This window comes from Actinoplanes sp. CA-051413 (assembly GCF_050955795.1).
Lineage (GTDB): Bacteria > Actinomycetota > Actinomycetes > Mycobacteriales > Micromonosporaceae > Actinoplanes.
On record NZ_CP192100.1, the window covers coordinates 3,608,258 to 3,621,719 of the forward strand.

A 13,462-nucleotide genomic window follows, 5' to 3' on the forward strand; every position below is an offset into this window, starting at 1 on the left:
TGGCTGTGACCCAGGTCATAGGAGCTGGTGATCCGTCGTCGCGCCCGGCAGCGATCAACCGGGTGTGAGAGCGAACGTGCCGGACGCGGAGCGGCTGCTGCGCCGGGTCGCCCAGGGTGACCTGGCGGCGTTCGACGAGTTGTACCGCCGGACCGCCCCGGCGATCGCGGTCCGGCTGCGGCGCCGCTGCTCCGACGACGGGCTCGTCGCTGAGGTCCTGCAGGACACCTACCTCACCGTGTGGCGCGCGGCCGGGTCGTTCGCCGACCTGCGGCCGCGCGGTGGCGGGGCCGCCGGCTGGCTCTGGACGATCGCCGCGCGCCGCCTGGTCGACGCCCTGCGCCGGCAGGCCCGGCGGCTCGAGGCGCCCGCCGAGGACGTGCCGGTGGTCAGCATCCCGGCGGCCGAGGACGAGGCGCTGGCCGGCACCGTCGGCGGTGAGCTCGGTGCCGCCCTGGCCGAGCTCGCGCCGGAGCTGCGGGCGGTGCTGCGGGCCATGGTCCTGGACGGGCTCTCCGTACGCGAGACCTCCGTGCTGCTGGGGCTGCCCGAAGGCACGGTGAAGAGCCGGGCGCGGCGCGCCCGCAACGCGATGCGGGAGGCACTGTCATGACCGCGCACGTATCGGCGGCGACGTTGCAGGCGTACGCGACCGGCGCCATGGGGGCCGACGACGTGCTGGCCTGGCCGGTGGAGGCCCACCTGGAGACCTGCGGGGACTGCCAGGACCGGCTGGCCGGGCAGGTCACTGCCCCCGTACGCGAAATGCTCGCCCACACCCGGCTGGCCGTCCTGGCGCAGGCGCGCAACGGCCCGCCTCCCGTGCGACGCCGCCGCCTGCGCCGGCTGTCGCACCGCTGGGCCTCCTGGTCCGTCCTGCCGTGGGCGCTGGTCACCCTGCTGGCCGTCACCGCCGCGTTCCTGCTCGACGAGGCCTTCGCGGCAGGGTCCTCCGTGGTGTTGCTGCTGGCGCCGGTCGCGCCGCTGGGCGGGCTGGCGGTGGCCTGGTCGCGGCGCTCCGACCCAGCCTGGGAGACCGTCTCCGGTACGGCCCGGGCGGGCATCGAACTGCTGTTGCGCCGCACGGTGGTAGTGCTGGTGATCGTGCTCCTGCCGCTCGCCGCGGTGGGCTGGCGCCTGGGCACGAATCCCGCGCTGTGGCTGCTGCCGTGCCTCGCGTTCACCGCCGCGGCGCTGCTGCTCGGCGGGCTGATCGGGGTGAGCCGGGCCGCGGCGTTGCTGGCCGGCGCCTGGGTGCTGGCGGTCGCTCTGCCCACTCTGATCGCTGACCGTCAGCCTGTCCTCATCGAACCCGCCAGCCTGCCCGGATGGGCAGTGGCCGCCGTGGCCCTCGCCGGGCTCGCCCTGCTGCGGGCTGACGACCACCGGCACCACACCAGCTGGAACTGACGTCCCCGAGCGACAAAGGAGCATCCATGGTTCGCGCGGTCAGCGCAGACGAACTGGCCCCCTCGACCGAGGCCTGGCCGGTCGAGGCCACCGGCCTGCGGGTCAAGGCGGGCTCCCGGCTCGCCGTCGACGGGCTCGACCTGACCCTGAGCTCCGGCGTGCACGGGCTGCTCGGCCCGAACGGCGCCGGCAAGACCACCCTCATGCGGGCGCTGGCGACCGTGGTGCGGCCCAAGGACGGCCGGCTGCGCCTGCTCGGCCACGACGTCAGGCACCGCCGGACGCTGCGCACGTTGCGCTCCCGGCTCGGGTACCTGCCGCAGCACTTCGGCTTCTACCCGAAGTTCACCGTCCGCGACTACGTCGAGTACATGGCCTGGCTGCGCGAGGTCCCCGCCACCGAGGTGCCCGCGGCCACCCAGCGGGCCATCGACCGGGTCGGGCTGAGCGACCGCGCCGGCTCGCGGCTCAGATCGCTGTCCGGCGGGATGCTGCGCCGGGCCGGCATCGCCCAGGCCATCGTCAACGAGCCCGACCTGCTGCTGCTCGACGAGCCGACCGTCGGGCTCGACCCGGAGCAGCGGGTCGAATTCCGCGAACTGCTGCGCGACCTCGGCGACACGTCCTGCGTGCTGGTCTCCACCCACCTGGTCGAGGACGTGGTGGCCGCGTGCACCAACGTCCTGCTGCTCGACGAGGGCAGGCTGGTCTTCCGTGGCCGGCCCGACGAACTGGCGCGCCTCGGGGCGGACGACGGCGTGGGGGACAGCGCAGCCGAGCGCGGCTACTCGGTGCTGCTGCGCGAGCATCGGAGCGCCGCATGATCCGTGTCATCCGTACCGAGGTGCGGCGCTCCAACGCCCTCACGCTCAGCGTCCTGCTGCTGCTGGCGAGTGCGCTGGTGCTCGCCGCGTCGATGCACCAGTGGGACCGGCAGTGGCTGCTCTTCTCCTACCAGCAGGCGGGTGGGCTGTTGCTGCTCGTACCGCTGGCGCTGGCCGGTGGCGCGATGCTCGGCCGGCGCGAGGCGCGCACCAGGGCGGACGAGCTGATGAGCAGCACCGGCCGGCCCCGCTGGCAGAAGGTCTTCCCGCCCGCGGCGGCGCTGGCCGTGGCCGTGACGTGGGCGCACCTGCTGACGCTCGCGATCGGCGCCACTGTGATCGGCGCGACCGGCGGCCTGCTCAACGTCGCCGGCGCGCTGCCGGCCCTGGTGGACATCACCGTCCTCGTCGGCGCCGGGTGGCTGGGCTTCGCCGCCGCGCGGGCCTGGCCGACACCGGCGCTGCCCGCGGCGCTGGCCGCCCTGGTCCTCGTCGGCCAGGTCGCCGTGGAGTTCACCGCCGCGGACAGCCGGCTGCGCAACCTCACGCTGAACCTGCCGCCGCCGGGAAACGCCTGGGAGTCGTTCAACACCGAGGCGCTGCTGGGACGGCTGGCGCTCGGCGCCGGCCTGCTCCTGGGCGGTCTGCTGCTCGGCGCCGGCGCGTCCCGGCTCCTGCGGGCCGCGGGTCTCGCCGCGGCTGCCGCAGGGATGGTGCTCGCCGTCGCCGTCACGCCCCTCGGCCCGGGCGCCCGGTACCAGGTGGATGCGGCCGCGCAACGGCTGGTATGCGCCGACGGCACACCAGAGGTGTGTGTGACCGCCGGGTACGCCTACGAACTGCCGACCGTCACCCCGGCGGTGCGCCGAGCACTCACCCTGCTCGCCAAGCTGCCGGCGCACCGACCCGCGCGGTCCAGTGGCGCGCCGACGCCGCCTCCACCTTCGACCCCGCGCAGTTCCGCGGCACCACACCGAAGGCGGAACCCGCCACGGTCCTGTTCCGCGTCGACCCCGACAACCGCCTCGGCGGCACCGGTGACCTGTTCCGGCCGAGAGCGCTGGACCCGACGGCTCTGACCGCGAACATCGTCAACGGCGCCGGCACCACGATGAACGGCTGCCGGCTCGGCGACCCGGTGGCCCTGGGCGCGGCCGGCGCCTGGCTGATGGGCGTCGACGTGCTACCCCTGACCGACGACCAGCTCTCCTACGACCCGGGCGTCCGGGCCGAGATCACCGCGACGGTCCAGACCCTGCGCAGCCGGCCCGAGCAGGAACAGGTACGCCGGGTGACCGCCCTGCGCGACGCGGCCGGCGCCTGCCGGACCGACGACCTCCGCAGCCTCCTCACCGGCGCGCCGACCGCATGATCACCCGCTGGCTGCCGCTCTACCTGCGCTCACGACGGGTCCCGCCCGCCGTGGCGATCTCGCTGGCCACGGTCTCCGCCGTCGCGCTGATCTGGTCGCCCGAGGCCGGCCCGGGCCTGGCGGCGCTCACTGTTGTGCTCGCCCTCGCGCCGCTGATCCCCACCCTGGCCGGCGACGACGACGCCTTGGAGCAGACGGCGGCGCTGCCCTGGCCACCCCGGCGGGCCCTGCACCTGCTCGGCGCCGGCACGTTCGTCGCGGTGCTGCTGCTGGTCGCCCGGGTGGCCGGCGCCGACTTCGGCCCGGCCGGGCAGATCATCCGCAACAGCGCCGGCCTGGCCGGGCTGATCGGACTCGGCGTCGCGCTGCTCGGCACGCGCCTGGCCTGGGCCGCCCCGGTCGTGTGGTCGGCCCTGCAGGCGATGCTGGCCGTTCCGGGCGGCCCGGCCTGGCAGCAGTCCCTGCTCTGGCTGATCCAGCCGGCCGGGAGCGTCCCGGCCGCGATCACCGCCACGGTGCTGCTGCTGGCCGGGGTCATCTCGTACGCCGCCAGGGTGCGCCAGACTGGGGCGTCCTGATACGGAGGAGACGCCATGTCGGCTGCCCTGATCACCGCACGCTCCCGGTCCGACGTCGCGACGACGGTGCGGCACCTGACCGCCGCCCTGCAGCGACGTGGCACCACGCTGTTCGCGACCATCGATCACGCGGCCGGGGCTCGAGGCGTCGGCCTGGAGCTGTCCGACGAGGTCGTGCTGGTGTTCGGCAACCCTGCCGCCGGCACGCCGCTGATGCAGGCCGATCCGCGCGCCGGCCTCGACCTGCCGCTGCGCATCCTGGTGTGGTCCGGCGACGACGGGACGCAGGTCGCGTTCCGGGACCCTCAAGCCATGGCCGAGGACTTCGAGCTGGCGGGACAGGCCGAGACGCTGGCCAGACTCCGCGGTGTGCTGGACGCCCTGGTGGCCGAGGTCAGCGGCTGACGCTGACCGGCGGACCGCGCCGCACTTGGCGTCCGGTCAGCTCAGCGTCCGGAACGGGGCGAGCGTCGCCCGGATCTGGTCGGCCGCGCCCCAGTCGTCGTCGAACTGGGCCAGCACCGCCAGGTGCTGCCGCAGCTGGATGATCGGCATCCGGGCCGGCCAGTCGCTGTCGAGGGAGGTCAGCTCGGCGTAGCGGGCGAAGAACCGCCCCGCCTCGGGCGGCGGCGAGGTGGACCAGACGTGGGCGAGGTCGACCTCGGCCCACATGTAGGACACTGCCGGGTCGATCAGCGCGGGCCGGCCGTCCGCGGTGGACAGGACGTTCTGGGTCCACAGGTCGCCGTGGGTCAGGCAGGCCGGCCGGTCCGGGAGCAGGTCGGGCAGGCGTCGGCACAGCCGCTCCAGCGCCGCCCGGTCGCCCGCGTCGAGCGCCGCGTCGACGCGGGGCTGCCCGAGCCACCGCAGCAGGCGGTGCTCGGCGAAGAAGGCGAAACCGTCCTCGCTCCAGGTGTTGGTCTGCCGGCGACGGCCCAGCCAGTTGTCGCGGTGCCACCCGAAGCGCCCGTGGACGGTGCTCAGGTGCAGGCGGGCCAGCGCGTGCGCGAACTGCTCCCAGAAGTCCTCATCGCGCGGCCGCGGCCGCAGCACCGACAACACGAGCAGTTCCCGATCGGCCCGGATCACGTCGGGGGTCGCCACGCCGCCGAGCTCGCGCAGGGCCGTCAGCCCCTCGGCCTCCGCGGCGAAGACGTCGTCGTCCGGCGGGTCGGCGAAGGCCTTGACGAACACCGGCGGCGCGTCCCGGCGCGTCGCTATGCCCGCGAGCGCCGCCAGCCCGCCGGTCACCGGCTCGACCGTGACGACATCGCTGATCCCGGCCCGGTGCAGGCGGTCGAGGAGGAACGTCGCCGGGTGGGTCAAGAAAGCTCCTCCGTCCGCGGTGCCCGTGCGCCAGATCTTAGGGTCAGCTGTCCGGATCGGCCGACGGCGGCAGGCTCCAGGCGGGTTTGCCGCCGGCCTCGGTCGAGGTGACCTCCGGGCCGACGAGCAGGAACCGGGCCTCGCCCACCACCGTCGGGCAGTGCTCGACCCCGCGGGGGACGACCAGCAGGTCCCCGGGCCGCAGGTGCACGTCGCCGTCCCGCAGCTGCACGGTGAGCTCGCCGCTGAGCAGCAGGAACGTCTCCTCCTGGTCCTCGTGGGCGTGCCAGGTGGTCGAGCCGGTGCCCTTGGCCACCTTGAACAGGTTGCCGTTCGCGGCCGCGACGACGCGCTGGGACCAGAACTCCGTCAGGCCGGCCGCCTCGTCCGCCACGGTGATCTTCTGCAGCATCGCACTGCTCCTCGCGCTCGTCGGGTCACCCACGGCTTCGATCATGGCGTCGCGGCCGGGCCGCGGACAGTGCTAGGAATGGCCGATGTCGCAAGAATCCTCACCGCCGGGCGGGCGGCGTCCGCATCGCGTCGCCCTGATCGTGGACGAGCATTCGAACCCGTTCGAGGTGGGCTGCGCGTGCGAGATCTTCGGGGCGCCGCTGCGGCCGGAGATCGGCCGGGAGCTGTACCGGTTGCGGGTCGTGTCACCGCGGCGGCGGACCTCGATGCGCGACGGCCTGTTCGCGGTCAGCGCGCCGGGGACGCTGGCCGACTTGGACGAGGCGGACACGGTGATCGTCCCCAACCGGCCCGACGTCGAAACGCCGTCGCGGGCCGGGGTGCTCGCGGCTATCGGACGCGCGTACGAGCGGGGGGCCCGCCTCATCGGGCTGTGCACCGGCGCCTTCACCCTGGCCGAGGCCGGGCTGCTGGACGGGCGCCGGGCGGCGGTGCACTGGCAGCTCGCCGACGAGTTCCGCGAGCGCTTCCCCGCCGTACACCTGGAACCTGACGTTCTCTACGTCGACGACGGTGACCTGCTCACCTCGGCCGGCAGTGCCGCGGCCCTGGATCTCGGGCTGCACGTGGTCCGCCGCGACCACGGCGCCGAGGTGGCCAACCGGGTCAGCCGCCGGCTGGTGTTCGCCGCCTTCCGCGACGGCGGCCAGCGGCAGTTCGTGGACCGTCCGGTGCCGGTGCACGCCGACCGGTCGCTCGCGCCGGTGCTGGCGTGGGCGCGCGAACACCTCACCGAGCCGCTGGCGGTGGCGGATCTGGCCCGCCGGGCCGGGATGACGGCGGGCTCCCTGCATCGCCACTTCCGCCGGGAGACCGGCACGACGCCGCTGGCCTGGCTGACCGCGGAACGGGTCGCGCTCGCCTGCCGGTTGATCGAGGGCGGGGACGAGCGCTTCGACGTCGTGGCCCGGCGGTCCGGGCTGGGCTCGGCGGCGAACCTGCGCGGCCTGCTGAAGCGGCACGTCGGGCTGAGCCCGGCGGACTACCGCCGGCGGTTCGCCGCACCGGAGACCTCGGCCTGACTGTCCCTGTCACTCCCAGGATCACTGGAGGTCTGCCTGCCGCGCGGACCGCGCCGCACCCTTGACCGCATGACAGAGAACATGCTCGGTGGAGTATTCGAGATCAAGAACGGCCCGGCCCTGGTCCGGATGGGCTACGGCGCCATGCAGCTCGCCGGGCCGCGGGTCTGGGGCCCGCCCCGGGATCGCGCGGAGGCCGTGGCGGTGCTGCGGTCGGCGGTCGAGGCGGGCGTCAACCACATCGACACCGCGGACTTCTACGGCCCGCACGTGACCAACGAGATCATCCGCGAGGCGCTGGCCCCGTACGGCGACGACCTGCACATCGTCACCAAGGTCGGCTCGGTGCGCGACGAGAACGGCGGCTGGCCGCACGCCCGCTCGCCGCGGCAGCTGCGCGAACAGGTCGAGTCGAACCTGCGCACCCTCGGCGTCGAGGCGCTGGACGTGGTGAACCTGCGCGTCGGCGGCGGCGCGGACGGGCACTCGCCGGTGCCCGGTTCGCTCGCGGAGCCCTTCGGCGCGCTGGCCGAGCTCCGCGACCAGGGCAAGATCCGGCACCTGGGGGTGTCGGTCGTCGACGCCGGGCAGATCCGCGAGGCGCAGTCGATCGCGCCGATCGTGACCGTGCAGAACTGGTTCAACATCGCGCACCGCGGGGACGAGGCGATCATCGCCGACCTGCACGGCCAGGGCATCTCCTACGTGCCGTTCTGGCCGCTGGGCGGCTTCAACCCGCTGCAGTCGGGCGTGCTGGACACGGTCGCGGCCCGGCTGGGCCGGCCGGCGAAGGCGGTCGCGCTGGCCTGGTTGCTGCACCGCTCGCCCAACATCCTGCTGATCCCGGGTACGTCGTCAGTGGCGCACCTGCGGGAGAACCTCGCCGCCGCGACCCTCGACCTGGACGCCGGGACTATCGCCGAACTCGACGCCATCGCCGCATGAGTGGGGGTCGCAGGACCAGGCACCGGCTCGGGCCGCGGCCTACCGTGAAGCCATGAGCGTCGAGTCGAACCCGCTGGGCGACTACCTGCGTGCCCGCCGCGAGCTCGTGACCCCCGAGCAGGCCGGCATTCCCGTGCTGGGCCTGCGGCGGGTGCCGGGGCTGCGCCGGGAGGAGGTCGCGATGCTGGCCGGGATCAGCGCCGACTACTACCTGCGGCTGGAGCAGGGCCGCGACCGCAACCCGTCCGTGCAGGTGCTGGAGTCGCTGGCCCGGGTGCTGCACCTGGACGACGACGGTACGGCGTACCTGCTCGGTCTGGGGGCGGAGAAGCCCCGCCGCTCGCGACGCCGCCCGCGGCGCGAGAGCGTCCCGGCCGGCATCGCCAAGCTCGTCGCCACACTGCCGCTGCCCGCGTTCGTGGAAGGCCGATACTTCGACGTCCTGACCGCGAACGCGCTGGCCACCGCCCTGTCACCGCGGCTGGTGGTGGGCGGCAACCGGCTGCGCGACGTCTTCCTGGAGCCCGCCGAGCGCGAGCTGTACCCGGACTGGGACACGGACACCGAGCGCCTGGTCGCGGGCTTCCGCGAATCCGTCGGCACCGACACCGACGACCCCCGCTTCATCGAGCTCGTCGGTGAGGTGTCGCTGGCCAGCCCGCGTTTCCGGCAGCTGTGGGGGCGTCACGACGTACGGGTGCGCGAAGGTGCCCCGATGCACCTCGACCACCCGCAGGTGGGTGAGCTGCGCCTGAACCGAGAGAAACTCGGCATCAGCGGCACCGCCGGCCAGATGCTGGTCATCTACCACCCGGACGCGGGCACCGACGCGGCCGACAAGCTGGCGCTGCTCGCCTCGGCGGCGCTGACGCCGGCCGAGCGGCCCGGCGTAGCGACCTGAGCCGGTGAGGCCCGGCGCGGCGGGCGGCTGAAGGCTCTCGATGTATCGTCCTGCCCGTGACTGATCCACTCCTGCCGGGGGATCCGGCCGAGCTGGGCGGCTACCGGCTGCTCGGGCGGCTCGGCCAGGGCGGCATGGGTGCCGTCTACCTCGGGCGGGATGCCGGCGGCCGGCTGGTTGCCGTCAAGATGATCCGGCCGGAGTACGCCAACGACACCGAGTTCCGCGGCCGGTTCCGCAGCGAGGTCAACCGCGCCCGGCAGGTCCCGCCGTTCTGCACGGCCGAGGTGCTCGACGCCGATCCCGACCATCCGACGCCGTACCTGGTGGTCGAGTACGTGGACGGGCCGAGCCTGGCCGAGGTGATCGCCGAGCACGGCCCGCTCGGTGGCGGCAGCCTGCACAGCGTCGCGGTCGGGGTGGCGACAGCTCTGGCCGCGATCCACGGTGCCGGGGTGATCCACCGTGATCTCAAGCCGGCCAACGTGCTGTTCGCGCTGGGCACCCCCAAGGTGATCGACTTCGGCATCGCGCGGGCCTTCGAGGTGACGAGCCAGCACACGCGTACCGATCAGATGGTCGGCACGGTCGCCTACATGGCGCCGGAACGCTTCGACACCGACCATCGGGGGGTGGTCGGCCCGGCCGCCGACGTGTTCGCCTGGGGCGCCGTGGTCGCGTACGCGGGCACCGGCCGGACCCCTTTCCGGGCGGATTCGCCCGCGGCGACCGCCGCCCGGATCCTGACCCAGCCGCCGGAGCTGTCCGGGCTGCCGGAGGCGCTGCGCCGGGTGGTGGCCCGCACGCTGGCCAAGGACCCGGTGGAACGGCCCACCGCGCACGAGCTGCTCGACCTGCTGCTGGACCTGGGCGCCGACGAGAAGACCGAGATGATCCGCCCGGAGCTGCTGGAGGTGGCCACGGCCGCGCAGCGCACCCACCGGATCTCCCGGGGCGGCGCACGAGCGGGCCGGACCCGGCGGATGGTGCTGGCCGGTGCGGCCGTGCTGGCCCTGGCCGTGGCGGGCCTGGTCACCGCCCAGGTGCTGCCCCGGCTGGGCCTGGCGACGAACGCGCAGACCCGCTCCTCGTCCGGTGACGGTCCGGTTCCCGCGCCGTCCTGGCAGCGGGCCGCGGGTGGCCTGGCGATCGTCGACCGCCTCGACCGGCCCGGCCAGTGGCGGGACACCCGCACCGACGCCGACGGGCGGTGCGTCTTCGACAAGGGCCGGCTCGAGGCCCGGACCGGGATGTCGCCGGTGTACCGCTGCGAAGGACCGGCGGAGAAGTTCGCCGGGGACCAGGCGATCACCGTCGACGCGGCGATCCTCACCCCGGGGGCGTGCGCGGTGATCTGGTTCCGCGTCGCCGGTGCGAAGGCCTACCTGGTCTCGATCTGCGAGACCGAGGTCCGGCTGGGCGTGGACACCCAGGACGGCGTCACCGCCGAAGTGAAGGCCACGCTCACCGGTACGGAGCTGGGCGGCGCCCGCCCGGTCGAGATTCTCGTACGGGACGAGCAGGCCACCGTCTCGGTGGCGGGTGCGGCCCTGCTCACCACCCGGCTCGACCAGGCGTCCCTCGCGTCCGGCCGGGTCACGTTCGGCGTCATCGACGACGTCATCAGCGGCGACGCCCGGGCCGCGTTCGCCCACGCGGAGGTCGTGAAACTGTGAAGCGCAAACTGCTCGCCGTGCTGCTGGTGCTCGTGGCCGGCGGGTGCGGCACCAACCCGCCGGATGTCTCAGCCTCACCCCCGCCCGTGCCCGCCTCATCGGCGCCGGCGGCGAGCAGGAAGCCCGTGCCGCAGCCCCGGTTCGCCGACCTCACCCAGGGCAGCACCACGTCGGTGGTGAAGATGCACGGGTACGACCCGGAGAACGCGTCCGCCGTCGTGGAGCCGATCATCTTCATGACCGGCGACGCGTACTGCCGCGCCTTCAAGATCAAGCGTACGGACGGCCGGTGCGTCCATGCGGAGTACGTGACCGAGGAGAGCCACACGAAGGTCACCGTCCCGATCGCGGCGACGGTGAAGTACTACACGTGGGAGGACTCCAACGGGGACGTGTGCATCGACGCGCCCGAGAAGGGCGGGACGTGCCCCATGACGGAGCGGGAGTTCGCCGGGTGGTTCAAGCTCAACAAGGAGGCCATGGTCGCCGTCGCCACCGAGAACGGCGAACTCACCCGGATGGCCGTCGTCTACACCCCCTGAGGCCGGCTCAGCCCGAGTTCGGTCCGAGCTTCAGGTGGCTGGTGATCTGGTAGCGGTCCCCGCGGTAGATCGAGCGGGTGAACTCGATGACCCGGCCCGCGCCGTCGCGGGTCGTGCGTTCGAAGAGCAGAGCCGGTGAGTACAGCGGCACCCCCAGCAGCCGGGCCTCGCCCGCGTCGGTGACCGTCGGCGCGATCGTCTGCACCGCGTCCGTCGGATCCACCTGGTAGCGCTCGCGGAGCAGCTTGTACAGCGAGCCGGAGACGAAGTCGTCGGCGGCGATGCCGGGGACCAGCGCCGCGGGCAGCCTGATCTCTTCGAGGGCCATCGGCTCGCCGTCGACGATCCGCCGGCGCTTCACATAGAGCAGGTCATCGCCGGGGGAGACGTGCAGCCGCTGGCCGAGCCGGGCGCCCGCCGACTCGGTGCGGAACTCCAGCACCTCGCTGAGCCAGTCGCCGTCGGCCGGCGGGACGGGCAGGCCCGACGCCGCCGGGATCTCCTGGGAGATCTTCTGTGGACTGGTGAACGTGCCCCGCCCGTGCTGGCGGACCAGCAGGCCGTCGCGGGCCAGGTCGTCGATGGCGGCCCGTACGGTCGGCCGCGAGACGCCGAGGTGCTCGCAGAGGGACCGTTCCGACGGCATCGGGTCGCCGGGGGCCCGGGTGTCGATCAGCTCGCGCAGTCTGTCCCGTACCTCAGCACGCCGCACCGCGTCCCCCACAGAAGTTGTCCAGTGGTCTATCTCGCACAGTGTCGCGGTTCAGTGCGTGTCCTGTCGAGTACCCAGGGCCTTATGGCAAAGGGCAAAGAGGAAACCGGCACAAGCAGGTATTGACGTGGACCACTGGCATGGACGACGGTACTCGGGCAGTCGATTTACTGACCAGTGGTCAGATCGGCCGCGCAGTATCCCGGCGGGCACCCCCATCAGGCCCGCCGGCGCCTCTCACCCGAAGGAGCCCACCCCCCATGGGTCTGACGTCAACCCGCAAGGTCGCCATCGGTGCGACCATCGCCGCGACCGCCGCGGCCCTCACCGGCATCGGCATCGCCGCCGCGCCGAGCAGCAGTGCCGCCGCCGGCTGCGGCGTGCTCTTCGACGACTTCAATTACGCCTCGCGCACCGACGCGGCGCTGGGCCAGCGCGGCTGGAGCATCCGGAGCAACTCCGGTGGCCCCGGCGTGGCCGGTGCCCGGTGGCTCGCCGACAACGTTTCCTTCCCCACCGTCGACGGGCAGAAGGTCGCCCAGCTCAAGGCGGTCACTGACGGCACCGCCGGCGGTACGTCGCACGCCGAGTTCTCGCAGAGCAACCGGCGGTTCTTCGAGGGCACCTACCTGGCCCGGATCAAGTTCTCCGACGCCCCGGCGAGCGGCTCCGACGGCGACCACGTGAACCAGACCTTCTACACGATCTCCCCGCTGGCCGCGCCGATGGATCCGACCTACTCCGAGCTGGACTTCTCCGAGTATCTGCCGAACGGCGGCTGGGGCGAGGCGGGCCCGATCAACTACCAGACCTCCTGGTACACCTACGTCGCCGACCCCTGGTACGCCGACAACCAGCACAGCCAGCAGGCCCGCAGCATCAACGGCTGGCACGACGTGATGGCGACCGTCTCCGGTGGACACGTGAAGTACTACATCGACGGCGCGCTGGTCGGTGACCATTCGGGCAAGGTCTACCCGCGGCAGAACATGTCGATCGACTTCAACCAGTGGTTCATCGACCTGGCCGGGCACGCCGGCGGCACCAGCACCTGGCTGCAGTCGGTCGACTACGTCTACCACGCCAAGAAGCAGGTGCTGAGCCCGGCGCAGGCCACCGCGGCGATCAACGGCTACCGGTCGGCGGGCACCGCGCACGCCGACAACGTCGTCAGCACCAACGACTGCGACCCCGGCGTACCCCCGACGACCAACCCGCCGACCACCACGCCGCCGGCCACCGGCGCCACGATGCTGCAGTCGAACTTCAGCGGCCGCTGCATCGACATCCCGGGCGCCGTGGCGAACGCCGGGGCGCTCCTGCAGACGTGGGAGTGCAACGGCAGCGACGCGCAGAAGTGGGCGTTCCAGTCCGACGGCACCCTGCGCGCGATGGGCAAGTGCATGGACCCGGCCGGTGGCGCCCTGGCCAACGGCACCCGCATCCAGCTGGCCGACTGCAACGCCAACCCGGTGCAGCGGTTCACCCTCACCTCCGCCCGAACCCTGGTGAACGTCTCGTCGGGCCGGTGTGTGGACATCAAGGACTGGGTCGGCAGCAACGGCGCCGCCCTGCAGCTCTGGGACTGCGCCGCCACGGCCAACCAGCTCTGGGGCAAGCTCTGACAGGACCGCGACACCGGTCGGCCGGGCGTCCCCAGGACGCCCGGCCCGACCGCTT

At 73.3% G+C, this 13,462-nt stretch carries 16 protein-coding genes; 13 read left to right on the top strand and 3 right to left on the bottom strand.

What is annotated here, in order from left to right; translation table 11 throughout:
* Positions 1-64 precede the first annotated feature (64 nt).
* The 7 genes from ACQP2Y_RS16805 to ACQP2Y_RS16835 are packed head-to-tail and all read left to right on the top strand — an operon-like array spanning position 65 to position 4,589.
* Positions 65-613: an RNA polymerase sigma factor gene (locus ACQP2Y_RS16805; protein WP_433729191.1), complete on the top strand. Its 549-nt coding sequence runs from the start codon at positions 65-67 to the stop codon at positions 611-613.
* Positions 610-1,410, top strand: a complete 801-nt coding sequence (locus ACQP2Y_RS16810; protein ID WP_433729193.1) for a zf-HC2 domain-containing protein — start codon at positions 610-612, stop codon at positions 1,408-1,410. The genes ACQP2Y_RS16805 and ACQP2Y_RS16810 overlap by 4 nt, the downstream gene beginning before the upstream one ends.
* A 26-nt stretch (positions 1,411-1,436) precedes the next feature.
* The gene (locus ACQP2Y_RS16815) at positions 1,437-2,234 is read left to right on the top strand and encodes an ATP-binding cassette domain-containing protein (RefSeq protein ID WP_433729195.1); all 798 of its coding nucleotides are present in this window, start codon (positions 1,437-1,439) and stop codon (positions 2,232-2,234) included.
* Positions 2,231-3,313, top strand: a complete 1,083-nt coding sequence (locus tag ACQP2Y_RS16820; RefSeq protein ID WP_433729197.1) for a hypothetical protein — start codon at positions 2,231-2,233, stop codon at positions 3,311-3,313. The genes ACQP2Y_RS16815 and ACQP2Y_RS16820 overlap by 4 nt, the downstream gene beginning before the upstream one ends.
* A 32-nt stretch (positions 3,314-3,345) precedes the next feature.
* Complete coding sequence (locus ACQP2Y_RS16825) at positions 3,346-3,606, top strand: hypothetical protein (RefSeq protein WP_433729199.1); 261 nt, start codon at positions 3,346-3,348, stop codon at positions 3,604-3,606.
* A complete protein-coding gene (locus ACQP2Y_RS16830; protein ID WP_433729201.1) occupies positions 3,603-4,184 on the top strand; it encodes a hypothetical protein in 582 nt (193 codons plus the stop codon). The genes ACQP2Y_RS16825 and ACQP2Y_RS16830 overlap by 4 nt, the downstream gene beginning before the upstream one ends.
* Before the next feature lie 15 nt (positions 4,185-4,199).
* On the top strand, positions 4,200-4,589 hold the full coding sequence (locus ACQP2Y_RS16835; RefSeq protein WP_433729203.1) for a DUF302 domain-containing protein: 390 nt from the start codon (positions 4,200-4,202) through the stop codon (positions 4,587-4,589).
* Positions 4,590-4,625: 36 nt separating this feature from the next.
* Here ACQP2Y_RS16835 and ACQP2Y_RS16840 read toward each other — a convergent pair whose 3' ends face one another.
* Together ACQP2Y_RS16840 and ACQP2Y_RS16845 are read right to left on the bottom strand one after the other, a co-directional pair.
* Positions 4,626-5,510, bottom strand: coding sequence for a fructosamine kinase family protein (locus ACQP2Y_RS16840; RefSeq protein ID WP_433729205.1), 885 nt, complete (start codon positions 5,508-5,510; stop codon positions 4,626-4,628).
* 43 nt (positions 5,511-5,553) lie between these two features.
* The gene (locus ACQP2Y_RS16845) at positions 5,554-5,922 is read right to left on the bottom strand and encodes a cupin domain-containing protein (RefSeq protein ID WP_433729207.1); all 369 of its coding nucleotides are present in this window, start codon (positions 5,920-5,922) and stop codon (positions 5,554-5,556) included.
* A gap of 85 nt (positions 5,923-6,007) precedes the next feature.
* Here ACQP2Y_RS16845 and ACQP2Y_RS16850 point away from each other — a divergent pair, with 85 nt between their 5' ends.
* The 5 genes from ACQP2Y_RS16850 to ACQP2Y_RS16870 all read left to right on the top strand — a co-directional run bounded on the left by ACQP2Y_RS16850 (position 6,008) and on the right by ACQP2Y_RS16870 (position 11,070).
* Positions 6,008-7,006, top strand: coding sequence for a GlxA family transcriptional regulator (locus ACQP2Y_RS16850; protein WP_433729209.1), 999 nt, complete (start codon positions 6,008-6,010; stop codon positions 7,004-7,006).
* Positions 7,007-7,075: 69 nt separating this feature from the next.
* On the top strand, positions 7,076-7,951 hold the full coding sequence (locus ACQP2Y_RS16855) for an oxidoreductase (protein ID WP_433729211.1): 876 nt from the start codon (positions 7,076-7,078) through the stop codon (positions 7,949-7,951).
* Positions 7,952-8,003: 52 nt separating this feature from the next.
* On the top strand, positions 8,004-8,852 hold the full coding sequence (locus tag ACQP2Y_RS16860; RefSeq protein ID WP_433729213.1) for a helix-turn-helix domain-containing protein: 849 nt from the start codon (positions 8,004-8,006) through the stop codon (positions 8,850-8,852).
* A gap of 56 nt (positions 8,853-8,908) precedes the next feature.
* Positions 8,909-10,528 (top strand): serine/threonine-protein kinase, encoded by a 1,620-nt coding sequence (locus tag ACQP2Y_RS16865; protein WP_433729215.1) that lies wholly within the window; start codon positions 8,909-8,911, stop codon positions 10,526-10,528.
* Positions 10,525-11,070, top strand: coding sequence for a hypothetical protein (locus ACQP2Y_RS16870; protein WP_433729217.1), 546 nt, complete (start codon positions 10,525-10,527; stop codon positions 11,068-11,070). Before ACQP2Y_RS16865 ends, ACQP2Y_RS16870 begins: the two co-directional genes overlap by 4 nt.
* Positions 11,071-11,077: 7 nt before the next feature.
* Here ACQP2Y_RS16870 and ACQP2Y_RS16875 read toward each other — a convergent pair whose 3' ends face one another.
* Entirely contained in the window at positions 11,078-11,782 is a 705-nt protein-coding gene (locus ACQP2Y_RS16875; protein ID WP_433729219.1) for a GntR family transcriptional regulator, read from the bottom strand.
* Positions 11,783-12,042: 260 nt separating this feature from the next.
* Between ACQP2Y_RS16875 and ACQP2Y_RS16880 the strand changes: the two genes are divergently transcribed.
* Positions 12,043-13,407, top strand: a complete 1,365-nt coding sequence (locus ACQP2Y_RS16880; RefSeq protein WP_433729221.1) for an RICIN domain-containing protein — start codon at positions 12,043-12,045, stop codon at positions 13,405-13,407.
* Positions 13,408-13,462 lie beyond the last annotated feature (55 nt).

Excerpts from the sequence above, each read along its gene's own strand:
- ACQP2Y_RS16880 (WP_433729221.1), top strand. The coding sequence starts at position 12,043 with ATGGGTCTGACGTCAACCCGCAAGGTCGCCATCGGTGCGACCATCGCC.
- ACQP2Y_RS16860 (WP_433729213.1), top strand. The coding sequence starts at position 8,004 with ATGAGCGTCGAGTCGAACCCGCTGGGCGACTACCTGCGTGCCCGCCGC.
- ACQP2Y_RS16810 (WP_433729193.1), top strand. The coding sequence starts at position 610 with ATGACCGCGCACGTATCGGCGGCGACGTTGCAGGCGTACGCGACCGGC.
- ACQP2Y_RS16850 (WP_433729209.1), top strand. The coding sequence starts at position 6,008 with ATGTCGCAAGAATCCTCACCGCCGGGCGGGCGGCGTCCGCATCGCGTC.
- ACQP2Y_RS16855 (WP_433729211.1), top strand. The coding sequence starts at position 7,076 with ATGACAGAGAACATGCTCGGTGGAGTATTCGAGATCAAGAACGGCCCG.
- ACQP2Y_RS16815 (WP_433729195.1), top strand. The coding sequence starts at position 1,437 with ATGGTTCGCGCGGTCAGCGCAGACGAACTGGCCCCCTCGACCGAGGCC.
- ACQP2Y_RS16835 (WP_433729203.1), top strand. The coding sequence starts at position 4,200 with ATGTCGGCTGCCCTGATCACCGCACGCTCCCGGTCCGACGTCGCGACG.
- ACQP2Y_RS16830 (WP_433729201.1), top strand. The coding sequence starts at position 3,603 with ATGATCACCCGCTGGCTGCCGCTCTACCTGCGCTCACGACGGGTCCCG.
- ACQP2Y_RS16825 (WP_433729199.1), top strand. The coding sequence starts at position 3,346 with ATGAACGGCTGCCGGCTCGGCGACCCGGTGGCCCTGGGCGCGGCCGGC.
- ACQP2Y_RS16845 (WP_433729207.1), bottom strand. The coding sequence starts at position 5,922 with ATGCTGCAGAAGATCACCGTGGCGGACGAGGCGGCCGGCCTGACGGAG.
- ACQP2Y_RS16820 (WP_433729197.1), top strand. The coding sequence starts at position 2,231 with ATGATCCGTGTCATCCGTACCGAGGTGCGGCGCTCCAACGCCCTCACG.